At 62.5% G+C, this 24,966-nt stretch carries 22 protein-coding genes; 13 read left to right on the forward strand and 9 right to left on the reverse strand.

Features of this window, described 5'->3' with window-relative positions:
- Window positions 1-28: 28 nt before the first annotated feature.
- From BLU32_RS14730 to BLU32_RS14755, 6 genes are all read right to left on the reverse strand, one after another.
- Window positions 29-664 (reverse strand): DAK2 domain-containing protein, encoded by a 636-nt coding sequence (locus BLU32_RS14730; RefSeq protein WP_157727693.1) that lies wholly within the window; start codon window positions 662-664, stop codon window positions 29-31.
- 1 nt (window position 665) lies between these two features.
- Window positions 666-1,664 (reverse strand): dihydroxyacetone kinase subunit DhaK, encoded by a 999-nt coding sequence (locus BLU32_RS14735; protein ID WP_093808169.1) that lies wholly within the window; start codon window positions 1,662-1,664, stop codon window positions 666-668.
- Between the two features lie 37 nt (window positions 1,665-1,701).
- Window positions 1,702-2,988: a TRAP transporter large permease gene (locus BLU32_RS14740; RefSeq protein WP_093808171.1), complete on the reverse strand. Its 1,287-nt coding sequence runs from the start codon at window positions 2,986-2,988 to the stop codon at window positions 1,702-1,704.
- Window positions 2,985-3,515 (reverse strand): TRAP transporter small permease, encoded by a 531-nt coding sequence (locus BLU32_RS14745; RefSeq protein ID WP_093808173.1) that lies wholly within the window; start codon window positions 3,513-3,515, stop codon window positions 2,985-2,987. The genes BLU32_RS14740 and BLU32_RS14745 overlap by 4 nt, the downstream gene beginning before the upstream one ends.
- A gap of 68 nt (window positions 3,516-3,583) precedes the next feature.
- A complete protein-coding gene (locus BLU32_RS14750) occupies window positions 3,584-4,609 on the reverse strand; it encodes a TRAP transporter substrate-binding protein (protein WP_093808175.1) in 1,026 nt (341 codons plus the stop codon).
- A gap of 65 nt (window positions 4,610-4,674) precedes the next feature.
- Complete coding sequence (locus tag BLU32_RS14755; RefSeq protein ID WP_093808177.1) at window positions 4,675-6,075, reverse strand: FAD-binding oxidoreductase; 1,401 nt, start codon at window positions 6,073-6,075, stop codon at window positions 4,675-4,677.
- 416 nt (window positions 6,076-6,491) lie between these two features.
- On the opposite strand from BLU32_RS14755, the gene BLU32_RS14760 reads away from it, so the two are divergent.
- The gene (locus BLU32_RS14760; RefSeq protein ID WP_093808179.1) at window positions 6,492-7,310 is read left to right on the forward strand and encodes an IclR family transcriptional regulator; all 819 of its coding nucleotides are present in this window, start codon (window positions 6,492-6,494) and stop codon (window positions 7,308-7,310) included.
- Window positions 7,311-7,331: 21 nt separating this feature from the next.
- On the opposite strand, the gene BLU32_RS14765 is transcribed toward BLU32_RS14760, so the two are convergent.
- The gene (locus BLU32_RS14765) at window positions 7,332-8,264 is read right to left on the reverse strand and encodes a dihydrodipicolinate synthase family protein (RefSeq protein ID WP_093808180.1); all 933 of its coding nucleotides are present in this window, start codon (window positions 8,262-8,264) and stop codon (window positions 7,332-7,334) included.
- Between the two features lie 328 nt (window positions 8,265-8,592).
- Here BLU32_RS14765 and BLU32_RS14770 point away from each other — a divergent pair, with 328 nt between their 5' ends.
- From BLU32_RS14770 to BLU32_RS14780, 3 genes are read left to right on the forward strand one after another with little or no spacing between them, the layout of a single operon-like run.
- Window positions 8,593-9,558 (forward strand): tripartite tricarboxylate transporter substrate binding protein, encoded by a 966-nt coding sequence (locus tag BLU32_RS14770; protein ID WP_093808182.1) that lies wholly within the window; start codon window positions 8,593-8,595, stop codon window positions 9,556-9,558.
- Window positions 9,559-9,601: 43 nt separating this feature from the next.
- Window positions 9,602-10,075, forward strand: coding sequence for a tripartite tricarboxylate transporter TctB family protein (locus BLU32_RS14775; RefSeq protein WP_093808184.1), 474 nt, complete (start codon window positions 9,602-9,604; stop codon window positions 10,073-10,075).
- A 1-nt stretch (window position 10,076) separates the two neighbouring features.
- Window positions 10,077-11,579, forward strand: a complete 1,503-nt coding sequence (locus BLU32_RS14780; protein WP_244501714.1) for a tripartite tricarboxylate transporter permease — start codon at window positions 10,077-10,079, stop codon at window positions 11,577-11,579.
- Between the two features lie 375 nt (window positions 11,580-11,954).
- Here the strand turns inward: BLU32_RS14780 and BLU32_RS21850 are convergent, their stop codons facing one another.
- The gene (locus BLU32_RS21850; protein WP_157727694.1) at window positions 11,955-12,176 is read right to left on the reverse strand and encodes a hypothetical protein; all 222 of its coding nucleotides are present in this window, start codon (window positions 12,174-12,176) and stop codon (window positions 11,955-11,957) included.
- Between the two features lie 304 nt (window positions 12,177-12,480).
- Here BLU32_RS21850 and BLU32_RS22195 point away from each other — a divergent pair, with 304 nt between their 5' ends.
- The 3 genes from BLU32_RS22195 (at window position 12,481) to BLU32_RS14800 (ending at window position 17,966) form a co-directional block, all read left to right on the forward strand.
- The gene (locus BLU32_RS22195) at window positions 12,481-12,711 is read left to right on the forward strand and encodes a gamma-glutamyl-gamma-aminobutyrate hydrolase family protein (RefSeq protein ID WP_208976896.1); all 231 of its coding nucleotides are present in this window, start codon (window positions 12,481-12,483) and stop codon (window positions 12,709-12,711) included.
- Window positions 12,712-12,882: 171 nt separating this feature from the next.
- Complete coding sequence (locus tag BLU32_RS14795; RefSeq protein WP_093808188.1) at window positions 12,883-13,686, forward strand: helix-turn-helix transcriptional regulator; 804 nt, start codon at window positions 12,883-12,885, stop codon at window positions 13,684-13,686.
- Between the two features lie 134 nt (window positions 13,687-13,820).
- Window positions 13,821-17,966, forward strand: a complete 4,146-nt coding sequence (locus tag BLU32_RS14800) for an autotransporter domain-containing protein (protein ID WP_093808190.1) — start codon at window positions 13,821-13,823, stop codon at window positions 17,964-17,966.
- 158 nt (window positions 17,967-18,124) lie between these two features.
- Here BLU32_RS14800 and BLU32_RS14805 read toward each other — a convergent pair whose 3' ends face one another.
- Entirely contained in the window at window positions 18,125-19,066 is a 942-nt protein-coding gene (locus tag BLU32_RS14805; RefSeq protein WP_093808192.1) for a LysR family transcriptional regulator, read from the reverse strand.
- Between the two features lie 173 nt (window positions 19,067-19,239).
- Here BLU32_RS14805 and BLU32_RS14810 point away from each other — a divergent pair, with 173 nt between their 5' ends.
- From BLU32_RS14810 to BLU32_RS14835, 6 genes are all read left to right on the forward strand, one after another.
- A complete protein-coding gene (locus tag BLU32_RS14810; RefSeq protein ID WP_093808194.1) occupies window positions 19,240-20,034 on the forward strand; it encodes a transporter substrate-binding domain-containing protein in 795 nt (264 codons plus the stop codon).
- Between the two features lie 134 nt (window positions 20,035-20,168).
- On the forward strand, window positions 20,169-20,894 hold the full coding sequence (locus tag BLU32_RS14815) for an ABC transporter permease (protein ID WP_093808196.1): 726 nt from the start codon (window positions 20,169-20,171) through the stop codon (window positions 20,892-20,894).
- On the forward strand, window positions 20,887-21,561 hold the full coding sequence (locus BLU32_RS14820) for an ABC transporter permease (protein ID WP_093808198.1): 675 nt from the start codon (window positions 20,887-20,889) through the stop codon (window positions 21,559-21,561). The genes BLU32_RS14815 and BLU32_RS14820 overlap by 8 nt, the downstream gene beginning before the upstream one ends.
- 38 nt (window positions 21,562-21,599) lie before the next feature.
- Window positions 21,600-22,343, forward strand: coding sequence for an amino acid ABC transporter ATP-binding protein (locus BLU32_RS14825; RefSeq protein ID WP_093808200.1), 744 nt, complete (start codon window positions 21,600-21,602; stop codon window positions 22,341-22,343).
- Window positions 22,344-22,402: 59 nt separating this feature from the next.
- Window positions 22,403-23,893 (forward strand): M81 family metallopeptidase, encoded by a 1,491-nt coding sequence (locus BLU32_RS14830; protein WP_093808202.1) that lies wholly within the window; start codon window positions 22,403-22,405, stop codon window positions 23,891-23,893.
- Window positions 23,894-23,901: 8 nt separating this feature from the next.
- A complete protein-coding gene (locus tag BLU32_RS14835) occupies window positions 23,902-24,963 on the forward strand; it encodes an ornithine cyclodeaminase (protein ID WP_093808204.1) in 1,062 nt (353 codons plus the stop codon).
- The last annotated feature ends 3 nt before the right edge of the window (window positions 24,964-24,966 follow it).

Consider the following 24,966-nt stretch of genomic DNA (forward strand, 5'->3'; position numbering starts at 1 on the left):
CCTTTCGGGTTGGAGCTTGTAAGCGACGTCAGCCGGCGTTGCCGACGGGCTCTGACCGCGCGCCCACGGCAGCGCTCACGAGCAGCGCCACGGCGAGCATCCCCGGGTCGTCGTTGCCGATTGAACGGGCCTCATGGATTCGGGCGCGCCCGACGCGGCAGGGCAGCGCCCGAAACGCCTCCAGCGCCGCCTCCGTGGCGGCCATCGACCGCTGCGTCAGGTCGGATCGCGAAACGGCGCCGGCGGTCCCCGCCTCGAGGCTTGCCAGACTGTCAATCACGGTCTTTGCGCCTTCTCCGGTCCCGGATCGCGCCATCATTTCCTTGCGGGCCACCCCGACAAGCTCGGCCACGTCGCCTGGCGCGATGCTGTCGCAATCCTTCGTTGCCCGGCCCGACGCCATCAGCGCGGCAATGATCAAGGTGCCGAAACTCGATCCCGTGGAGCGGGCCGCCGCCTTCGCGAGCTGCAGGAGGTATGCCCCGACCGACACGGACGGCTCAGCAGGCTGGTTGGCCATGACGCCGATCAGGCGCGCCAGCATCGTGCCGGTATCCCCGTCTCCGAGATGGGAATCCGCCTCGTTCAGACGGCGCTCCAGCGGATCGATCCCGGCCTGAATGCGGACAATGGCGGCGCTGATGTCCTGCGCTGTGATCTCCATGTCAGGACACCGTCCAGAACGGGCAAGTCGCCGGCGCGGCGAGCATCGTGTCGAGCTCCTCATCAAGGAAGCACAGGCTCACCGAGGCCCCGGCCATCTCCATCGAGGTCACGAACGGCCCGACCATGACCCGCGCCACATCGATGCCGCGCGCGCTCAGGAGCGTTCGAACGCTGCGATGGAGAATGAAAAGCTCCTCATAGGGAGAAGCTCCGAGGCTGTTGACCAGCAGGGCCACCCGCGAGGACGCTTCCGAGACCTTTTCAGCCATGAGCTTGTCGACCATCTCCGAGGCAATCGCATCCGCCGAGGAAAACGGCTGGCGCCAAAGACCCGGCTCGCCGTGAATGCCCATGCCGAACTCGACGGTTCCGGATGCGACCTCGAAGGCAGGCGCATCGCGCCCCGGCATCAGGCAGGGTGCCAGCGCAAAGCCGATCGTCCGCGTGCGGTCCACGGCCTTGCGGGCGATGCGGGCCACCTCTTCCAGGTCCCGTCCCTCTTCCGCGGCCGCGCCCGCACATTTGTAGGCGAACAAAAGCCCCGCGACGCCACGGCGTTTCTCCATCTGGTCTTCCGGAGCGCTGGCGACATCGTCGGTGCCGAGAACGAGTTCGCTCCGGATGCCATCGTCTTCGGCCATCGAGCCCGCCATCTCGAAATTCATGCGGTCGCCGCCGTAGTTTCCGATCAGGCAGAGCACACCTGCTCCGGTATCGGCATGCAGGATACTGTCGAGCGACGTGCCGACGGTCGGTCCTTCGAAGACATTGCCGACGGCGCAGGCATCGAGTAGCCCCTCTCCGACATACCCGCAAAACAACGGCAGATGCCCGAACCCTCCCCCGGAGGCGATCCCGACCTTGCCGGCGGACTTTGCGCGGCCGCGCACCACGACGCGGCCTTCGTCGCCGACGATCCGGAGCGAAGGATGAGCGAGACACAGGCCCTCGAGGCTTTCGTCCACATAATCTGCGGACGCGTTGATGATCTTGGTCATGAGTATCTCCTTGTCTCGAACGGCGGACCCGAAAGGTTCACAGCAGCCCCAGGGCGCGCGGCAGGGCGAGAACGGTTTCCGGCACGTAGGTGATGATGAGCAGCACGAACACAGCCGCGCAGAAGAACGGGAAGATGTTCCGGACGATCCGCTCGATCGGCATGCCCAGGACAATGGAACCGGTGAAAAGGGCCGTTCCGTAAGGCGGCGTTATCAGGCCGATCACCAGGTTGAAGGTGCAGATCACCCCGAAATGAACCGGGTCGACCCCGATCTCGGTGGCCAACGGCAAGAGGATCGGGATGACGATGAAGATCGCCGGCAACATGTCCATCACCATTCCCCACAAAAGCAGGAACACCATGATGATGAGGAGGATGAGCATCGGATCGTCCGTGAACGAGAACACCAGCGTGGCGATCTGCGCCGGGACCTGCTCCGTGGCGAGGATCCATGAGAAAACATTCGCCGCGCCGGTGAGAAGCAACACCGCGCCCGACAAGGTGCCGCTGCGCAGCAGGATCAGAAAGAGTTCGCGCGGATCGGGGCGACCCTTGCGCTCGATCAGCCAGAGGCCGAACCCCCAGGCGACAGCGGCGGCGGAGGCTTCAGTGGGCGTGAAGACGCCCGACAGGATTCCACCCAGAATGATGACCGGCATCATCAGGAACGGAACCGATTCAATCACGACCTTCAGCTTTTCCCGCCGGCTGAGCGGTTCGCTCTTGGCGAGCACGGTATGACGCGTCGTCCAGAACACCGCGACGGCAAGCGTGATCCCGACCAGCAATCCGGGAACCAGTCCGCCGATCAGCATTCCGCCGATCGAGGTGCCGGAGACGGCGCCGACGAGAACCAGCGGGATCGAGGGCGGAATGATAGCCCCCTTGATCGAGGTCGCGATGGTCAGTGCGGCGCTGAACTCGCGGGTGAAACCGCTCTTTTCCATCATGCGCACCTGCGTGCGTCCAAGGGCGGCGATGTCGGCGATGGCCGATCCCGAACAGCCGCCGAACAACATGCTGGCGACGATGTTCACATATCCGGTACCGCCCTTGAGCCGCCCGACAAGAAGCTGGGCAAACCGCAACAGCCTGTCCGCCGTGCCCGAGGCCACCATCAGGTCGCCGGCCAGCATGAAGAAGGGGATCGCCATGATGGTGAAGATGTCGAGACCACTGAAAAGCTGTTGAATGAGCAATGTCAGCGAATTTCCCGACATGACGAGATAGAGCGCACAGGCGAGAAGCATCGAAAAGGCGAGCGGAAAGCTCAGCGCAACGAGGGCCACGAAGCACAGCAGCATGGCGACGAAGGGGCTCATTGTTTCGCCTCCGCGGGAAGGTCGTCGCCACCCATGATCATGAACCGGCTCGGGAAGAATTGCGCGGCCATGACGTGCAGAAGAAGAAGAACGCCGCCGACGGGGATGATCGCGAAGACCCAGTAGTAGCGGATGCGCAAGGCCGGCGTGCGCATGATGCCGTCGAAGGAGAAGAACTCGTAGCCGTAGACGATGAAGATGATCGAGACGAGAACGAGTCCGAGGTTGATGAGCGCGCGCACAAGCGCTTTCGCGCCGCCGGGCAAGATCTCGAACAGCAGGGACAGGCGCGGATGCTGGTTGGCGCGCAACGCCGTGGAGGCTCCCAGAAACGCCATGTAGATCATGGCGTAGCGCGCGACTTCCTCGCCCCAGAACACCGACAGCCCGAAGAAGTACCGGCCCGCCACGAGGTAGAGTACGCAAGCGAACATCACGAGAAGCGATGCCGCCACCATGACGCCGGTGGCGAGTTGCAGCGCCTGGTCAGCGCGACGGCAAACCGTTTTCAAACGTTTGGGAAACATCGGAAATCCTTGCGGCCAGAACCGGAGGCGGTCGCCCGCCCCCGGTTGAACGACACAGTCGAACGCGGTTAGAATTTGCCGTCGAACTCCGCCATGTGGGCGAAGAAGTCACTCACGAACGCCTCGCCGAAGTTCTCTTCCGCCCAGGCCCGCGTCGGGCCAGAAACGGCCTCGCGGAACATCGCTACCTCCTCGGGGGACGGCGTGTAGACCTCGACACCCTTGTCCCGGATCTTGGCGACGGAAAGCATGTCCTGAACCGCGCCCGTTCCGTCATAGGCGAGCATGGCTTCCTCGCCGGCGTGGAGGATCGCGGTGCGCTCGTCATCCGAAAGCCCCTGGAACCATGCCTCGTTGGTGATGAAGGCCGCCGTCGTCATCACGTGCTGGGTTTCGCTCATGTAGCCCTGCACCTGATCGAAGTTCTGGATGACGATATTGGCCGGTGTGTTCTCCTGACCGTCGACCACCCCGGTCTGCAGGCTGGTGTAGAGCTCGAGGAAGGGGATCGGCACCGGCGTGGCACCAAGGGACTCCATCATCTTCTGGTGCGGCACGACGCTCATGGTCCGCATCTTGAGACCGTCGAGATCCGCAGGGCCCTTCACCAGGGTCGAACTCGTCGTCATGTTGCGGAAACCGTAGGGCTGCAGGAACAGGATTCGCACGCCGGTCTCTTCGGCGACATCGTCCATCAGCTTGGAAATGAAGGGCGTATCGGCATCCATCGCCGCGCGAAAATGCGAACGCGACGCAAAGAGATAGGGCATGTCGAGCACGCTCAGCCGCTCGTAGAGCAGCGACGCAACGACGCCGGACACCACATTGGCGAACTGGATGTCACCGCGACGAACCTGCTGGACGGTCGCCGCCTGATCCCCGAGTTGCCCGTTGGGGAACAACTCGACATCGAATTCTCCGCCCGAGAAGCGTTCGAGCGAGGCCTCGAAGACCTGCATGAAGGCCGAGGTCGGCGCGATCTGGGCATCGTTGGGGTCGGCCCAGGCCGCGCGCACGGTCTGTTCGGCTGACGCCTGGGGGACCGCAAGCCCCATGACAAGCGCCAGGGCGGCACCGGTTGCGAACTTTCTCATCTCATTTCCTCCCGTTCTTTGTTGTCGGATTTCCGCTCGCGCGGTTGGGGACCGTCAGACGGCCATCACCCCGGGAAGATCTTTCCCGGGTTCATCAGGGATGCCGGATCGAGCGCGGCCTTGACCGCTCGCATGACCGCGAGCGCGTCGCCGTGTTGCCGGTCCAGCAGATGTCGTTTGTGCAGGCCAATGCCGTGCTCGCCGGAGCAAGCCCCGTCCAGCTCGATGGCCAACATCGAAACGCGCTCGCAAAGCGCCTCGGCACGGGCGGTCTCCTTCGGATCTTCCGGATCGAACAGAATGCCGAGGTGGAAATTGCCGTCGCCGACGTGGCCGACGAGCGGCGCCGTCAACCCCGCCTCGTCGATAAAGCGCTTGGTTGCCAGGATGCAGTCGGCAAGACGGTCGAGCGGCACGCAGGCATCGGTGCCCATGTTCTTCTTGCCCGGCGCAAGCGCCAGCGCCGCCTCGTAGCAGCGCTCACGCGCGCCCCAGTAGAGCGAGTGGATCTCCGGCGTGTCGAAATAATCGGGCGATACGCCAGCCTCCTCCCGGCAGATCGCGGCAAACTCCCCGGCCCTGCGACGCACGTCCGCCTCGTCACCGGCGAACTCGAACATGATCGTGTTGGTTTCCCGCAGCGCGTCGAGCCGGGAATAGCGGGCACAGGCGCCGGTCTGCACGGCGTCGAGCAACTCGATCCGCGACGGCTCGAGCCCATGCAGCAATGCCTGGGAAATGACCGCAAGGGCTGCGGAAAGGTCATCGATCTGGCAGATCCCGGAAAGCTGGAACGACGGCCGCGGAGCCAGCTTCAGCGTGACTTCGGTAACGATGCCGAGCGTTCCCTCCGCGCCGACGAACAGGCTGGTGAGGTCATAGCCTGTTGCGGACTTGCGGGCCCGGCTTCCCGTGCGGATCACCCGACCGTCCGGCATTACGACCTTCAGGGCGATGACGTTGTCCTTCATCGTTCCGTAGCGCACCGCCTGCGTTCCGGACGCACGGGTCGAGACCATACCGCCGATAGTGGCATCGGCCCCCGGGTCGATCGGGAAGAACAAGCCGGTGTTCCGCAGATGGGCGTTGAGGTCTTTGCGCGTCACGCCGGCCTCGACGGTGCAGTCCAGGGCTTCCGACGACACATCCACGATCCGGTTCATTTGCGACAGGTCGAGAACGACACCGCCGGCGACCGGCACGACCTGCCCTTCCAGCGAAGTCCCGGCGCCGCGACAGGTGACCGGCACACCGGCGGACGCTACAACGGACATCACGGCGGCCACTTCGTCGGTGCGGCGCGGCGAAACCACAACATCCGGAATTCGGGAAAACGGCATCCCCTCGCCGCTGGAATACTGGGCGCAGACGGATGGCCGCCGTTCGACCGAGAGACCCAAGATCTGACCGAGATCCTCGCAGAGACGCTCAAGTGCCTTGTCCGTATACGGCGCATCCGCCTGCATTTACCCCTCCAGATCGCCGCACGAATGAACCCGGAAAAAGCGGATCGGCTCCATCATGATCGGGACGCCAATCAACTTATTCCATAATGCGGGCCAGAAAATCATTTAAAATTCCTTTTTGCAAGGATAACTCGGCAAATTAGGCAAAAAATACGTATTTTTGTGAGAGCAATGGACAAATTAATCCATATAGTGGAAATTGAATTGAAAAGTAGCATTCCAAGGCATCCGCAACCAGACACACAGAGACGGGTCGGCGGCTCCTCAGATTTACAAGACCACCGCGCGAAACTAGGTTTTGCGTAAACTGTCAGGGACAGCATGACGACAATGGTGCAAGCAGCGACACCCAGCCAGATCTCGGCCCCTGCCACGGGCGCAAACGCGAGACGCGGCCAAGTCACGAACGATGCGACATGAAGAAAACGACCCCGGAAGAAGGCATCAAGTCACTTCACAAGGTAATGCGTGTTCTCGACTGTTTCTCGATCCTTGATGACGTCCTTTCGGTCAGCGAGATCGCCAGTCGTCTGAACATTCCACCAAGCACCGCGCACCGGCTGTTGTCGTCCATGCGCTCGGCCGATTTGCTGGAACAGGACAAGCGCCGCGGCGGCTACCGGCTTGGCCTGAAACTCTTCAGCCTTGGCAGCACGGTTCTCGGAAGCATGGACATCCACCGCATTTCCGTCGATGCAATGGAAGAGCTCCACCGCATCACCCGCATGTCGGTTCACCTCGCGGTTTTCGATGGCGAAGGCGTGCTGGTCGTGCGCAAGATCGGCTCGGCAAAGGAACTCTCCACATCGCTGAACCTCATGGAACGCGCACCGGCACATTGCACCGGAGTCGGAAAGGCGGTCCTCGCCTACCAGCCGAGCGAAGCGATCGACCGCGTATTCGCGGGCGAGGTCACCCGGTTCACGCCCTCCACGATCGTTGAACGGAGCACCTTCGATCGCGAGCTGGCAACGATTGCCGAGCGCGGCTACTCCATCGACGATCAGGAACACAACATCGGGATCCGCTGCGTCGCGGTGCCGATCTTCAACGAAGCAGGCAAGGCCTTCGCCGCCATCAGCGTCAGCGGCACAGCCTGGGAACTCACCCCCGGTGCCGTCGAGGAGATCGCAAAGACAGTGAAGCTCCACGCCGGCGCCCTCTCGGCGAAACTCGGCTACACCGGAAAGACCGACCCGGCCCCCTCCGGCAGGAAAGGCAGGGCGCCGGCCTGACACGACCGTCGCCCTGCGCGATCACGCGGCCGGCGCCGCTTTCCGGGCGAGGTCGAGCAACGGCTCGACCGCCGCATCGATGGCGGCCTTCTGCGCCGCAGACACCGGATCCATCGGCGCACGCGGCCCATAAAGCGCAAGACCCTGCCGGTGCTGGATATACTTCACGCAGGCCGGCAGATTGTCGTGCGGCATGACGTTCCACAATTCGTTCAACTTGAAGTGCATGTCGAGCGCGGCTGCGTGATCGCCGCGCTGAACCGCATCATAGAGCTGAACGGTCACGCTCGGCAGGGCGCAGGTGAGCGCACTGATCGCCCCATGAGCTCCCAGGGCGAAACCGGAATACAGCAGCGCGTCGATGCCGCTGGTTACAACATTCTCCGGCTTGGCCTTCAGCAGGAGATCGGACACAGACTTCAGATCGCCGGAACTCTGCTTCATTCCCACAACGCCGGGAACCTCGTCCATGATCTGCAACATCGCGTCGACGCTGAGATAGTTCCAGGGAATGACGTTGTAGATCAGAATCGGGATGCCGGTTTCCTCGTAGATCGCCCGGAAATGCGCCACGGTGGCCTCGAACGAGGACTTGAAGAGATAATGCGCAGGCGTCACCTGCAGCGCGTCAATGGAAAGCCCGTCGAGCATGCGCATGCGCTCGACAGCCGCACGCGTCGAATTCACGATCAACCCGGCAACGAAGCTGGTACGGCCCGCCAGCGCATCATGCGCCGCACGCATGGCCGTCGCGAACTCTTGATCGGAAAGCGTATGCCCCTCGCCGGTCGACCCACCCGCGACAACGCCGCTCACGCCGGCCCGCACCATGAAATCGATCTGCGGCGCCAGCGCCTCGGGGACCAGCGCTCCCGTGTCGTCGAACGGCATGGACAAGGGCGGCATGATGCCCGTTAGCTTGTCCCGTACCGATGCAGCGATTTTATTGACCATCCGTCCCTCCGAGTTACAGCGATAGGCGCCCGGCAAACTCCTTGCCGCCACCTCGCCAAATCATCTTATCCCACAATACGGGGAAAAAGACCTTTGTTCTTCGTATACCTGGGCTAGACACCTGTCAATTGCCGGCGGCAATATCAGCTTTCACAACATAAAAAACTAAATTATTCCTTTTATATCAGCATAATAAACATTCACCGGACATGATGCTTGCATCGACATGTCATCACTGTTAATTCCGTAATATGGGATTTCATGGAACGATGAAAGCCCATGCCAACGACGATGGAGGATCGTCGAACAGGGAGCCTGGAGGAGACCCATGAGAACCGCACTCACGACCGCACTGGCCGTTTTCGGCCTCGCAGCCGCATCCGCAACAGCGCTTGCCGATTTTCCGGACCGTCCGGTAACCGTGATCGTGCCCTGGTCGGCAGGCGGCGGCACCGACGCCACCGGGCGGATCATCGCGACGATGCTGGAGGAAAGGCTCGGCCAGCCGTTCAATGTCGTCAACCGGACCGGCGGCGGCGGCATCGTCGGGCACACGGCCATCAAGGACGCAAACCCGGACGGATATACGATTGGCATTCTTACGACGGAACTCTCGATGTACGAGGCCGTCGGCTCCGCCAATCTCAATGCCACCGACTATTCCCTCGTCGGTCTCTACAATTCCGACCCGTCCGCAGTCTTCGTGAAGGCAGACTCCGATTTTCAGACCATCGCCGACCTTGCCAAGGCCGTGAAGGCCGATCCGCAGGCGATCCAGGCGAGCGGTGCCAACTTCGGCGGCGTGAACCACCTGTCGTGGGTGTCGATGGTTCAGGGGCTTGGTCTCGACGGCGCCGCGAGCAGCTGGGTGCCCGCCGAAGGCGGAGCGCCTGCACTTCAACTCCTGGCGTCGGGCGCGATCGACGTCGCCGTCGTCCAGTTTCCCGAAGCACAGGCCCTGATGGACGCCGGGGAGATCCGTGCCCTCGCGACGCTTGGCAGCGCGCCCAATCCCAAGCACCCCGATGTTCCTCCCGTGACCGACGCGCTCGGGATCGAATTCTCGATTGCGGGCTGGCGCGGTGTGGGGGGCCCGGCTGGCATGCCCGAAGACATCACCGCCACACTGACCTCCGAACTGGGGGAAATCGTCGCCAGCGACGCCTTCCGCGACCAGATGGGCGCACTCAATTACGGTGTCGTCTGGGCGGGCGGAGCGGACTTCGCCGACTATCTCGAGCGCCGTGGCAAAGCATTCGGAGCGGCGATTTCCGCTGCCGGTCTTGGCAAATAGGGGATACATCTCGCGGCACCTGGATGATTGAAAGGGTGACTCCATGCGCATTGGGCACACGGCGGACTTGGTCATCGGACTGGCATTCGCCGGTCTCGGATCGGCCATCTTCATGGTGGCCAGCGGGTTTCGCACCTTCCCCGGCATGGCGGTGAGTTCGGGGCTTTTCCCCAAGATCACCGGGACGGGAATGATCGTCTTCGGCATCGTGATGGCTCTTGCGGCGGCGCGCGCAGCGCGCCGCCAAACCCTCGCCCCCCACTCCGGCCAGGACGCCGGCGAACAAGCCCTTCCAACGCGTTATGCAATGACGGTCGTCGTCGCCCTCCTGGTCCTGATCTTCGCCATGCCCATTATCGGTTTCCTTGCAAGCGGCTTTGTGTTTTCCGCATTCCTGGTACGACTTGGCGGCGGCCGTTGGCCGGGCGCTCTCGCCTTTGCGCTCCTGGCCACCATCGCCGTGTACATCGTGTTCACCTACGGACTGCGCGTTCCCCTGCCAAGAGGGCCATTTTGAGATGATGGACGCACTCGCGCTTGCGGCAGGGCTGGTCTTCAACGCAGAGACCCTGACCGTCATTTTCCTCGCCTCCGCCTTCGGGCTGTTCGTAGGCGCCATGCCCGGCCTGACCGCTACGATGGCGGCAGCACTCCTGGTTCCGCTCACCTTCTACATGGACCCGGTCCCCGCGATTGCGGCCATCATCTCCTGTACGGCAATGGCAATCACTGCGGGCGATATCCCCGGCGCACTGCTGCGGATCCCGGGCACGCCGGCCTCTGCCGCATATGTCGAGGACGCCTATGGGCTGACCCGAAAGGGCAGGGCAGGGTTCGCCATCGGGATCAGCATCTGCGCGGCCACCTTCGGCGGATTGTTCGGCTTCGCGACGCTTCTTGTCGCGGCACCGTTTCTGGCCCGCTTCGCGCTCAATTTTTCCAGCTTCGAATATTTCTGGCTGTCGATTCTCGGTCTGAGTTGCGCCGTTGTCGTCTCCCATGGCGGGGTGGCGAAGGGCATGCTGTCGCTTCTGCTCGGGCTGTTCATCGCCCAGATCGGGCTCGATCCCCTGATGGGCCAGCCCCGTTTCACCTTCGGCATTGCCGAGCTTTCCGGAGGCATCAGCTTCATTCCGGCAATGATCGGAATGTTCGCCCTCGCCGAAATCCTGCGCAATGGCCGCGAGGGGCCGTCATCCGTGCCGCAGGTCGAGGTCGCAAACCCTTTCGCCGGTGTCGGGGCGGCGCTCAGCCGCTACCGGCTCAACCTGTTTCGCGGCGCGGCCGTCGGCTCGATCATCGGCGCGCTTCCTGGTATTGGCGGCGATCTGGGTGCCTGGATCACCTATTCGCTCGCCAAACGAACCTCGAAGGAACCGGAAAAATTCGGCACGGGTCATCCGGAGGGCCTCGTCGAGGCGGGCGCGTCCAACAATGCCGCCCTGTCCTCATCCTGGATCCCGGCAATGGTCTTCGGGATCCCGGGCGATGCCGTCACCGCGATCGCGGTCGGCGTGCTCTTCATGAAGGGTATGCAGCCCGGACCGCAGCTTCTGACAATCAATCCACAGAACTTCTACGCCGTGCTGCTTGTCTTCGTTCTGGCGAACCTGCTGCTGATCCCCTTCGGCTATCTGGCCGCCAGACTTGCGCGCAATCTCTTCAAGGTGCCGCGAAGCTACCTGAACGCTGCGATCCTGCTGTTTTGCGTGGTCGGCTCCTATTCGATCAACAACACGCTTTTCGGCGTGGGCATCATGCTTGGCCTCGGCGTGATCGCCTATTTCCTGCAATCGCGTGATTTTGCCATCGCCCCCATCATCCTGGGCATTGTTCTCGGTCCCCTCGTGGAACAGAGTTTCACCACATCCATGACCATCGCGCGCGGCGACCTCTGGGGCTTCTTCGAGCGCCCGATCGCCGCGGCACTGGGGATCGTGACCCTCCTGATATGGCTGGGCCTCGCAGCCGGGGCGATCCTGATCAAGAAACCGCCGTCCGACACCCTATCAAGCCGATAGACCCGGACGGCACGTCCTTTCCCGGCCACTGTTTCCCGCCTCGGCCGGCGCAACGACCACGGCTCTTGCGCCGGTCGAACAACTTGCACTCCAGCTTGGCGAAGAAGCTCTCGCTCATCGCGTTGTCGTAAACATACCGACCCAGCGAATGGTCGATCGGTGTTTGAGTCAAACCACCCGAGAACTGGCACCAATCGTATGACTGTCGGAATGGTGGATAACGTTACGCGACTTGCGTTGCCCGACCGCCATGTTCATCGCGTCGTTTGCGAGTCGGGCATCCTGACTGTCTGACATGCAGGTCCGTTCTCAGGCGTGTCGGCAAGGCACAGGAAAACCGGCCACGGCGAAAACCCGCCGCGACCGGTGGCATCCTTACCGGACCCGGGACGCAGGGCTCGCCGTTTTGCCCTCATGACGCCCTTCGACACGCGTCGCTCCGGCGGGCCGTTCGAACGCCCGTTTCTTGTGGTCGCGGATCGCGACACCCTTCTGCAGGTCACCGCCAGCTCGGCCGCCGTCGCGGCGAATGGTCTCTGCAAGCGTCAATTGTTCATCCAGTTTCGCCTGGCGTTCGCCCTTGGGGGTATCCGACATGGCAAACTCCTTTCCAAAGACGCAAAACGCGAATTTCCCGAACCTGCGACTCCATTCGAGAAATGATCGTCCAGATTGAATACATCAGCCTTGTCCTTATCGAAACGAAGCGAAGGACAGCGCCTTTTTTTGCAACAAGACCGGCGGGAATCTTTTTGCGATTGTCGAGCTACACCCGGACAGCCAAAGCGGGAGCCACAATGACGGATGAACAAGCTTCGGGCCGGAGCACTCCTCAGGCGCCCACGCAAAAGGACGACGATGGCGGCCGTCTTGATGCGCCAAGGCGCATCGGAATCGAGGGATGGTCGATCTTTCGGCGCGAAGCGTGCAAGGTCAACGCGCTCCACCACCAGTCGGTAAAGGACCTCGCCCCGGACTCAGGATCTCGGCACGCGACGAATTCGGCATCATGCAAGCGATCGAGGCCGTCTCCGGGCCACCCCTGCTTGGGGTTCAGTGGCATCCGGAGTTGATGCCGTTTTCCCCAAGGGGGCAGGACCTGTTCGCCTGGTTCGTCAAGCAAGCCGCCTGACGCCGGACCATCCGCGATGGAAACAAGACCGCCGGCCATCATGCGCCGCGGATGATCATCAAGCGTGTTGACAAGGATCCGGCGACGCACTCTGCCCTTTGATATTCCACGGGGAAATCGATAGTGATTGCATGTGTCGCCCCTGCCTATCCTTCCATTTGCGGACCCTCCATGTCCCTCGATCTGCCAAGCCTCGATAAAGTCTATGCGCTCTGGGATGGCCTTGCCGACTTCGATGCCGTCAACATCCAGGCCTCTCGCATGTATTTGCTCGAACAGATCAGCACCCTGGTGGATGCCCAGAATGCGGACTGGATCGGCTGCGTGCGGCTGAGCTGGAGCCAGGCCGACGACCCGATGAAGGGATGGCGCCCGCGGACACTGTCCACCCTGAAGCCTTGCGCCAACACCAGCCAGGCGATCGACGAGGCCTTCCAGGAAATGGAGAAGGGCCAGCCGGACATCACCACCATCCGAAACGTGGAACTGGCTGGCAGCTACAGGGTGCTGCTCTTGAACGAACTGGCGAACCCGGACTGGTTCGCGGGGCCGTCCTACCAGCGCTACTACAAGGCCCTGGACCGGCAGGATTCCATCTGGGCAGGCATCCCCGTGAGCGCAAATGCGGAAGTGCAGATCGGCTTCCATCGCAGCTTCGACAAGACGCCGTTCTCCCGCGAGGACAAGGCACTGGTCTTTCATGCGTTGCGCGGGATCCGCTGGTTCTACAAGCACCAGCTGCTGGGCGAAGGTGTCGGAGTCGCGTCGTCTCCGCTGACGCCCACGGAAAAGACGGTGCTGCAGGGGCTCCTGTTCGGCATGACCGAGAAGCAGATTGCCGGCCAGAACAACCAGAGCCCGCACACCACCCACGACCACGTGAAGCGGATCTTCCGCAAATACGGGGTTTCCAGCCGGTCCAGCCTGATGGCTCTCTGGCTCGGCAAGGGTCTGATATCGAACAATAACCCCTAAACAGGGGATTCAACTCCCTCCCCCTCCGGCGCCATAAGCAGTTTGCGAAAATGCCCTGCGCCGCAGGAGAGCCATGCCGGTTTTCCTGCGGCGCGCCGTCACATGACCTGACGGTTCGGCTCGAGGGGAAAACCATGGCCATGATCGACACCACGTCTCTCGCGCCTTTCGACGCGGCACATGAAACGTCGAGCCGTGCAACGAGGCCTGGAACGTGCACCGGCGAAAGCCGCCGGAAGGCCCGCCGAGCAAGCCCCGCGCGTCGGCGCGTCCTCTCCCTTCTCGCCTCGACGGCCCTGTGCGCCGCGTCGCTCATGACCTTGTCCGTCGAGACGGTACAGGCGGCGACCTATGCGGTCACAAAGGCAACGGATGACGGAAGCGGAACGGTCGCAGGGTCGCTGAGTTGGGCAATTGCGAATGCCTCGTCGGACGGCGACGTGATCGAGATCGATCCCGGCATCGCGAACATTGCCGTCACTGGAACATTGCCCGCCTTTGCGGCAAACGTCACGGTTCGGGCGAGCGCCGCGGTGGAGATCACCGGTTCGCCATTCGCGGCGTCGGGCACGTCGCTGGTCCTGTCAGGTGAATCCTCCACGAACGCACTCGCCGCCGCCCTGACGGGCGCCGTAGCCGGCGAGGACGGGAACAACGGTGCCGACGGAGCTCCGGGCGCAGAAGGCTCGGTGGGAACCGCGGGAACGACAGCGCTTTCGGGAAGCGATGCCAAACTGGAGAACACTGGCACGATCACGGGCGGAAGCGGCGGCAACGGCGGCGACGGCGGCGACGATGTAGGTGAAGGTGGCAATGGCGGAAATGGCGGCACGGGTGGCGCGGGCATTGCGGGCACGGGCCTTACCATTGCAAACAGTGGAACGATCCGCGGGGGTGACGGCGGTCACGGAGGCGAAGGTGGTGTCGCCTCTTTTTTCGGCACCCGCGGGGCCAAAGGGAGCGAAGGTGTTGGGGGGGCCGGTATCACGGGCTCAGACCTGACAATCATCAACAGCGGCACGATTGCCGGCGGGCTCTCTGGCGACGGCGTCCGCGCCACTGCAATCGAATTCACCTCGGGCACCAACACACTGGAGCTACGATCCGGTTCAACGATCACCGGCAATGTCGTAGCGGGTGGCGGGAGCGACACACTTGTCCTGGGAGGAGATACCAGCCCTGGCGCGAGCTTCGATCTGGGCGATATCGGCACCAAATACACCGGCTTTGAAGCCATGTCGAAGACAGGCAGCTCCACCTGGACCATGACCGGCACAGCCGGTGCCGCGCTTGGAGACCTGACGGTTTCAGGCGGCTCGCTCAACCTCGACGGGGCAACGGCGACAGCCAATCTGCTCACCGTGAATGGCGGCACGCTGATTGTCTCCGGCACCCGGATCAATGTCGTCAACAGCATCAACCTCGGCCTGGATAGTGGCCAGAGCACTCTGACCGTGGCGAATTTGGCCCAGTTTGTGTCAGCTTCGCCCACCTATATGGCGCGAGATGGCGGCACCGCGACGCTGAACATCGGCGCAGCGGCCGGTGAAGCCGCAGCAGAAGCCGGCTTCTTCTCCTCCGGTCTGCTTGTCTTCGGAGCGGGCGACGGAACCGTCGTGTTCAACCATACAAACAGCGCACTTTTCTTTACCAACGACATAAGCGGCAAGGGAACGATCGAGGCCCACGCCGGCACCACGATCCTGACCGGCAACAACTCCGCCTTCACCGGCTCGACAATAATGAACGGCGGCACGCTGCGTGCCGGGGGCGCGGATGCCTTTGCCGACAACACCCACTACGAGATCAACGGCGGAACCCTCGACCTCGGCGGCCATGATCTTACGATGTCGCGGCTGTGGGGAAGCGGCGGCACGCTGACCAGCACCGGCTCTGAAGCGGACCTGATCCTGGGTCAGGACGACGTTACCCGCTTTTCCGGCGAAGTCTCCGGCTTGCGCAACCTTACGAAAACGGGCTTTGGAACCGTGTTTCTGCGCGGCAACACAGCCGTTTCCGGCACGATCGGCGTCGACGAGGGCGTTCTCAGCTTCGGCGGCGGCAAGACCATAACGAGCGGGCGTGGGGCAGCTACCGCGGCCGGCACAAGGGATGCCGAATTCGAGATTTCCGGTGCAGGAACGCTGTGGACCATCGGCTCGGACCTGCGGCTCGGCGACACCGGCGGCAGCGGAAACGGCAACCTGTGGATCTGGGACAAGGCCGTGGTCAGCGCCGCGAGCCTGCACATGGGCGATGGCGGCAAGGCCCAAGCCGAGGTCACGGATGCGGGATCCGTTCTGACCGTGACCGGCCCCGCCGAGATCGGCGTTTCCTCTGGCGGGAGCGCTGCCATGGTGCTGTCCAACGGTGGACGTCTCGTCGTCGGCGGTGGAACCGGAACGGTGAACCTTGCCGCAGGCGCAGGCGCCTCCGGTATGCTGGTGATCGGCGCAGAGACCGGCCAGACACCGGTTTCCGCCGGAACGCTCGAGGCGCAGACGGTTGCTTTCGGCGCAGGCGATGGCAGCATCGTCTTCAATCACATGAACACGGCCTATGACTTCAAAGCCGACGTGACCGGCGACGGCACCCTCGCCTTCCGAAACGGCGAGACGCTGCTCTCGGGTGACTATTCCGGCTTCACCGGCTCGGCCGAGATCTACCGCACCGGCGCGGCACGGCTGCAGTCGAACTTCGCCGGCGACGTCGGCCTGCACTCGGGAACCGTCTACACGCTCGACACCACGCTTGCCGGCAGCTTCACCGTCAATGACGGCGCCGTGCTCAAGGGGCAAGGCACGATCGGCGGTCTTTCGCTCGCCTCGGGCGGAACGCTTGCGCCCGGCAACTCGATCGGGACCATCAATGTGGCCGGCGACCTCTCCTTCGGTCCGGGAAGCATCTATGAGGTGGAGGTGGACGACACCGGCGGAAGCGACCTGACGACGGCGACTGGACGCATCGACCTGACCGGCGGAACGGTCAATGTTTCGCTGCTAAGCGGGGCCACACCGCCCCTTTCTCCGTCGACCAGCTACACGATCCTCACCGGCACAGGCGGCGTCTTCGGATCTTTCGACAGCGTCACGGAAAGCTTCGCCTTCCTCGATGCAGCCCTTGTTTATCAACCGAATGCGGTGGTGCTGGAACTGACCCGCAACAGCACGGACTTCGCGTCGCAGGCACGGACCGCCAACCAGCTGGCCGTCGCCACGAGCCTCGACAATCCCGCGCTCTCGGCATCGCTTTTCGGCGCACTGATCGGCCTCGACGCCCCCTCGGCCCGGGCCGCCTATGACAGCCTTTCCGGCGAGATCCATGCCTCCCTGCCGGCGATGTTCGTCACCGAAAGCGCCCGTCTGCGCGAAACGGTGGCCCGCCGAATCGCCAGGGGATTCGCCGGACTCGCCCGCGAAGCGGTTCCCTCGACCGAGCAGAAGCCACTCACGAACCTGCAGATCTGGGGCCAGGTCCAGGGCACCTACGCGACGTTCAACGGTAACGGCAATGCTGCCCGGCTTTCGAGCGGCAGCGGCGGCGGGCTCTTCGGTCTGGAATCCAGCCCGACGCAGGATGTCAGGCTCGGCCTTCTGGCCGGCTTCGGCCGGTCGACGGCAAGCGTCGACAAACGCGGGTCGAGCGCAACGGCGGACAGCTTCACGCTTGGCGCCTATGGCACGGTTCGCTCCGGCGCGCTCCGCCTCCAGGCCGGCGCCTCCCAAAGCTGGCATCAGGTATCGACCAGCCGTCACGTCGCCTTCGGCGGCATCGACGAAACCGTCACCGCCGACTACGGGTCGCGCACGGCCCAGGCTTTCGCCGACCTCTCCTACCGTTTCGATACGCCCTGGCTCGGGCTTGAACCCTTCGCCGGCCTTGCGATGGTTCACCACCACGCCGGCGCCGTCGAGGAGACCGGATCGGTCGACGTGGCGCTTTCCGGCAAGGCATCGAGCCAGATCTTCGGCTCAAGCAACCTCGGCATGCGCCTGTCGAAGACCCTGTCGATGCGCAATGGCATGACCACCGAACTGACCGGCAGTCTCGGTTGGCAACATGCCATCGGGAGCGTGACGGCCGACCGTCGCCTTGCCATTGCGGGCCTGGACGGTTTCTCCGTCCAGGGAGCGCCCATCGACCGCGACAGCGCGCTGGTGCAGGCAGGTGTTCGCTTCAACGTCAGCGACCTTGCAAACATCGGCCTGTCCTATCAGGGACGCATCGGGCGCAACACCATGGAACAAGGCGCCAACGCGAGGCTGCAAATCCGCTTCTAGGTCCGCGATCTGCGCTCCAGGGACGGTGATCTTCCGACTTCACCGCCTGAACAGGCACCGGTTCTTCCTTCCGCGAGACGCGCCGCTTGTCCCGCGGAAAGGGAGGGCGTCGACACAACAAGACCCCGTTCGTCGCCGGGATCGGTGATCGGCGACGCTCAGGTGTTTCCGCTTGGCATCTGAATCTCGAAAATTTCGTCCATCAGCCATTTTCGGAACACGTCCACATAGGACGTGGCGACAATATCTTTGGCGCACACGAACTTGTAGGACAGCGGCGGCCGGATATAGCTTTCGGAAATCACGGAGATCCGCCCCGCCTCCACGTCCTGGTCGATCAGGGAGCGATCCGCGAGCGCGATCCCCTGACCTGAGCGGACAACCTCGATGATCGTGTGCTGATCGTCGAAAACGAGATTGGGGTGATCGCCGCCGGTCTCGATATCTTCCTGGCCGAGCCAGCTTTCCCAGTCCTTCAGGTCGCGATAGTTCAAACGGGTGATATCGGGGCGCCGCAGCAAATCCATCGGGTTCTCGACGCTCCTGATGAGATCCTCGCTACAGACGGGAACGAGCTTTTCCCTGAGCAGTTCGAACGAATGCGTGCCGGCGGGCGCTTCCTCGCAGTATTCTATGAAAACGTCATTGGGTCCGGGCGAAGATGCGTTCGACCGGACATTGTTCAGATGCAGCTGCAGTCCCGGGTTTTCGTTCATGAAATCCGAAATGCGCGGAGCAATCACCTTCAGGGCGAAGAATGGCCCCGCACTGACGTTGAGGGTCTTTGTGTCGCGGATCCTTCGGATGAGCGACAGTGTCTCGCTGATCTCGTCGAGAGCGCGTTTGCAGGTTTCCTTCAGCAGGATCCCCTGAGGGGTCAGCGACACTGCCGTCTTGCCGCGCACGAACACGCGAACGCCGAGCTTTTCTTCAAGCAGCTTGATCTGATGGCTGACCGCGCCCTGGCTTACGGACAATTCGTCGGCGGCCTTCGTGAAGCTCAGATGATGAGCAACCGCTTCAAAAGCACGTATCGCCTTCAGGCTCGGGATGCGCTTCCGATCGGACCTGCGATGCTCAAGATCATTATTTTTTTTCATATCATTCAATAATTCTTTTGCATTGTTTGATCAATCAACACGGGGATATTTTTGAAAAAAATGCAGATCCAGGCAGCTGAGTAAAATAAAAAAATTATTCAGTACGGATGCAAACGAAGCGGGCAATAACGGGCCAGCCTTACCCAGGCAGCCAATGGTGGAGGAATGCAAATATGAAATCGCTCTTCAAAATCTCGGCACTCACGATCGCGATGATAATGTCGGGTCTGGCATCGGCGTCGGCCGAAACCCTGAGGGTTGGAACCGAAGGCGCCTATGCTCCGTTCAACTATGTTTCCCAAGATGGTGCGATCGAAGGATTCGACGTGGACATCGGCAACGCCATTTGCGCGGTGATGAAGGTCGAGTGCGAGTGGAGCGTGCATGACTGGGGCGGCATCATTCCGGCCCTGAACGCCAACAAGTTCGACTTCATGGTGGCGTCGATGGCCATCACGCCGACACGCCAGGCGGCGGTGAATTTCACTGATCCCTATTACTTCAACGCCATGCGGTTCGTGAAGCTGAAGGAAGTCGATCTCGACGATGCGAAGCCCGAAACGCTCAAGGGGCTGACCATCGGGGCACAGCAGGGCGCGGTGTCCGCCAAGGTCCTGGACGACTGGTTCCCGGACAGCGACATCAAGCTCTTCCCCAAGCTCGGCGAAGCCCTGATGGACCTGGATAGCGGCCGCATCGATCTGGTGCTCGCGAGCCAGTTCGCCATCGGCGACTGGATGAAAGACGGCGTGGATTGCTGTGAATTCGTCGGCGAGAGCTTCCTGATGGATGGCACGGTCGGTGCCGGCATCGCCTTCCGCAAGGCGGATACCGACCTCCAGGCCCGCGTGAACGACGCGCTGCGCACGATCATCGACAACGGCACCTATGAAGAGATCCGGAAAAGCTATTTCGAGTTCGATGTCATGAGCAAGCCGGGCTATGTGAGCGAACTGTTCAACAAGTAAGCCGCATGCGCCCGCGCCCCTCGGGCGCAGGTCATCAAGGGCAGGCCGGTCGCCTTCATGCAGGACCGGTCTGCCGACATTCCGTCAGCAAAAGGGCATAGCGGACTCCGTGTGTTTGCCTGACAGAGGACGACATGACCTGGTTGAACTCACTTTCCTATGGAAGCGGCGGCTGGGGCGATGAACTGCTGCATGGTCTGGGAGTAACACTCGCCCTTGCCATCGCAACCTTCCCCTTTGCCGTGGTCCTGTCGTTCCTCATCCACTGGGCCAAGGTGTCGCGTTTCAAGGCCCTCAGACTGTTCGGTCGCGCCTATACGACCGTGTTCAAGAGCCTGCCGGAAATCCTGACGCTTCTGATCCTCTACTATCAGTCGCAAGCCATCGTTTCCTGGGTGGTCGAGGCCATTGCGCCAGGATCCCACCTTTCCATCAGCCCCTTCGTGGCCGGCATGATGTCTCTGGCCTTCGTGATCAGCGCCTATGGCAGCGAAGTGGTGCGCGGCGCGCTCAATGCGGTCGGAAAGGGGCAGTTCGAGGCGGCAAGCTCGCTCGGTCTTTCACCGGTCCATGCCTTTTTCAAGGTGATCCTGCCGCAGCTCTGGCGCCATGCCATCCCCGGGTTCGGCAACCTCTGGGTCATCCTGCTCAAGGACACGTCGCTGGTTTCCGTCATCACCTTGTTCGAACTGACCCATGTGGCCTCGATGGCGATCAACACCACCCGCCAGCCCTTCCTGTTCTTCGGTCTTATCGCGATCATCTATGTCCTGCTGGTGACCTTCTCGACCAGGGCCCAGAAACAGCTCGAGAAGCGCGTCTCCAGAGGCTTCACGCGCGAGGAGAACGGCGATGTTTGATCTCTATTTCGGAGAGCTGCCGCGCTGGACCGACGGTCTGATCCTGACCACCGTGATGAGCACGCTGTCGGTCGTGATCGGGTTCTTCGTGGCCCTGCCCATTGCGCTCGCCCGCTCCAGGTCGAAGGGCATCACCGGCTGGCTGGCACTGGGATATGTGAACATTTTCCGCGGCGTCCCGCTGCTGGTGCTGATGTTCCTGATCTACTACGGATCCGGCCAGTTCAGCCGTGAACTGCGCGCGGCCGGACTGTGGTGGTTCTTCCGCGACGCCTATTACTGCGGCCTGCTTGCACTGGTGCTGAACACCGCCGCCTATCAGGCGGAGATCATCCGGGGCAGCCTCGACACCATCGCGACCTCGGTTCGCGAGACCAATGAAGCATTGAACCTGACGCGCTGGACCAGCTTTCGCCGGGTGCTTCTGCCGATCGCCTTCGCCAAGGCGCTGCCGCCGCTCGGCAACGAATACATTCTGATGGTCAAGGCGACGTCGCTGCTGGCGATCATCACCGTCTTCGACCTCATGGGACAGGCGCGGATGATCTTTTCCGAGACCTTCAATCTGGGCGTCTACTACATCGCCGCCGCGCACTATCTGGTCCTGGTTCTGCTCATCGAGTGGCTGCTGCGCCGGGTCGAAGCCAGAATCAAGTGGATGGCCTGACGGGCCTGGCCCCGGGCCGACCAACAAGGAGATCGGGCATGGTTGCCGATACCGCCATCAAATTCGAGAACATGAACAAGTATTTCGCTGCGTTCCATGTTCTGAAGGACATAAACCTGACCATTGCCAAGGGCGAGCGCATCGTGGTCTGCGGTCCGTCGGGATCGGGCAAGTCAACCCTCATCCGCTGTGTCAATGCACTGGAGAAATACCAGTCCGGCCATCTCTATGTGGACGGGATCGAGCTCGATGAAACGCCCGGCACGATCCGGAAGGTCCGAAATCACGTCGGCATGTGCTTTCAGCATTTCAATCTGTTTCCGCATCTCACAGCGCTCGAAAACTGCACGCTGTCGCCGATCTTCACGCATCGGATCCCGAAGGCCGAAGCGGAAAAACAGGCCATGGACTACCTGGCCAAGGTGCGCATGGAGGGATTCGCGGATAAATACCCGTCCCAATTGTCGGGCGGACAGCAGCAACGCGTGGCGATCGCCCGCTCGCTGTGCATGAAGCCCGACATCATGCTGTTCGACGAACCGACCTCCGCCCTTGATCCCGAGAGTATCTCGGAGGTTCTGGACGTGATGGTCGATCTGGCCGGCGGCGGGATGACCATGATGTGCGTCACCCACGAGATGGGTTTCGCGCGCAAGGTCGCCGACCGGGTCGTGTTCATGGATGCGGGCGAGATCGTCGAGGTCAACGACCCCGAGGGCTTCTTCGCCAATCCGCAGGAAGAGCGCTCTGCCAAGTTCCTGAAACAGATCATCAATCACTGATCACAGAGGTCGCCCCCAGCATTTCGGGGGCCATACGCCAGAAAAACGAGAGGCAAGGCATGCGTTTTCGCGTGGCCGTCATCGGCTTCATTCATGAAAGCAACACATTCACGTCGCTGTCGACCGATATGCAGGATTTCCGCTCAACCCAGTATTTCCTGGGACAGGACGTTCTTGCTGAATTCAGGAACACGGGGTCCGAAATCGGTGGCTGCATCGATATCGTCGAGGAAAAGGGATGGGCGCCCGACTATATCCTCGGCGCCCATGCCCAGCCCGGCGGACCGGTTTCCGAAGCCGCCCGACGCGAGATTACGGATGAATGCCTTCGCCGACTCAAGGCCGGCGGCCCCTATGACGGCGTCTTCGTCGCCTTGCACGGCGCCATGGTGACCGAGACCGACCAGGACGGCGAAAGCCAGTTTCTCCGACAACTCCGAACGGTCGTCGGAGATGACATTCCCATCGCCGTCACGCTTGACCTGCATGCGAATGTCTTCGACGAGTTGGCGGAGCTGGCGCAGATCGCGGTTTCGTTCCGCACCTATCCGCATGTCGACCTGCGCGAGGTTGGCCGCGAGGCAAGCGAACGCCTGCATGAGGCGATGGCCGGCGGCAGCGCGCCAAAAATCGCGGTTCACCGCCCCCAGGTTCTGCTTGGGTGCGATGACGGCCGGACCTCCGATGACGGGCCGATGTGTCGCCTGCTGGAAAGCGCGGCGCGCGAAATGGACGCGCCCGGCATCTTGAACGTGGCGATCAACGCCGGCTTTCCCGACGCCGATGTGTGGGCGTCGGGGCCGAGCGTTCTGGTGACCTATGACAGTCTCGCGACGAGCCGCGAGGCCGCCGATACAGTGGCCGGACGGATCTGCGATGAAATCTGGGACTGCCGCGACACCTGGAACGGGCCGGTTCCGCTCAACGAGTGCATGCAGAGGCTGAAGTCCGTCACGCCGGCTAACGGACCGATCGTCATCGCCGACTATGCCGACAATCCCGGTGGCGGCGCCCACAGCGACTGCACGGCGCTGATTTCGGCACTGCTTGAAGCCGGCGTCACCAACGCAGCCGCTGGCGCACTGCTGGACCCCGAGGCGGCCGAGACACTGGCCGCGAAAGGCGTCGGCGCCGAGGTCACCCTTGCCATCGGCGGCAAGACCGACCCGAGCGTGGGTGGCGGACCGATCGAGGTGACCGGCACGGTCATGGCGGTCAGCGACGGTCACTTCCACTTCGAGGGACCGATGTTCACCGGCCTCCCCGCGTCCACCGGCACCAGCGTGTGTCTGCGCGTCGACGGTCTCGACATCATGATCGTGTCCGAGCGAATGCAGGTCTACGACCAGAACATCCTGCGCGTCGTCGGGATCGAACCGGCCGAAAAATCGATCCTCGCGGTGAAGTCCATGAACCACTTCAAGGGCGCCTTCCGGCCGATCGCCTCCGAGATCATCGTGACGGATGCGGGAGGGCTGTGTTCGCCCGACCTGTCCCGGCGCACCTACACCCGGCTCCGCCGCCCGGTCTTTCCTCTCGACACACTGTGAGCATTGCCATGTCTGCGTCTCCCCTCGCCCTCGTCCCCTTCGTCAATGTCGAGAATATGATGCGTCTGGTGCTCGAGATCAGCATCGAGCGCTGCCTTGAAGAGCTGACCGCCTATGTCGAGGAGGACTTTCGCCGCTGGGAACTCTTCGACAAGACGCCCCGTGTCGCGTCGCACACCGACGACGGCGTGATCGAGCTGATGCCGACATCCGACGGCATCGATTATGCGTTCAAATACGTCAACGGACACCCCAAGAACATGAAGGACGGGTTGCAGACCGTGACCGCCTTCGGGGTGCTGTCCTCGGTCGAAACCGGCTATCCGGTGCTGTTTTCAGAGATGACCATCCTCACGGCCCTGCGCACCGCCGCGACCTCGGCCATGGCGACAAGGGCCCTGGCGCCCAAGGGAGCGACCACCCTCGCGATCATCGGCAATGGGGCGCAGGCCGAGTTTCAGGCGCTGGCGCTCAAGACGGTCTGCGGCATCAGCGACATCCGCCTCTGCGACACCGACCGGGCCGCAACGGAAAAATGCGTCCGCAACCTGTCGGGCACCGGGCTGAACATCGTCAAATGCACCAGTCCGGAAGAGGCGATCGAGGGTGCCGACGTGATCACCACCTGCACCGCGGACAAGCAATATGCGACCGTCCTGACCGACAACATGGTTGGCGCGGGCGTCCATATCAACGCGATCGGCGGGGATTGCCCCGGCAAGACCGAACTGCACGCCGACATCCTCAACCGCTCGGGTGTTTTCGTCGAATATCCGCCCCAGACCCGGATCGAGGGAGAAATCCAGCAGATGCCTGCAGATTTCCCGGTGACGGAACTCTGGCGGGTCCTGGCCGGCGACGCGAAGGGCCGCGAGACGAACCGCGAAATCACCCTCTTTGATGGCGTGGGCTTCGCGATCGAGGATTTCTCCGCGCTGCGCTGGTTGCGTGACAAGGTGGCCCGGTCGACGTGGCACGTCGACCTCGACCTGATCGCCGATCCCGACGATCCGCGCGACCTCTATGGCATGATCCAGCGCGAGAAATTGCGTATGCAGCGCGCCGGGTAACAG

Origin of the sequence: Stappia sp. ES.058, assembly GCF_900105595.1 — a bacterium.
In the GTDB taxonomy this organism is placed as follows: Bacteria; Pseudomonadota; Alphaproteobacteria; order Rhizobiales; family Stappiaceae; genus Stappia.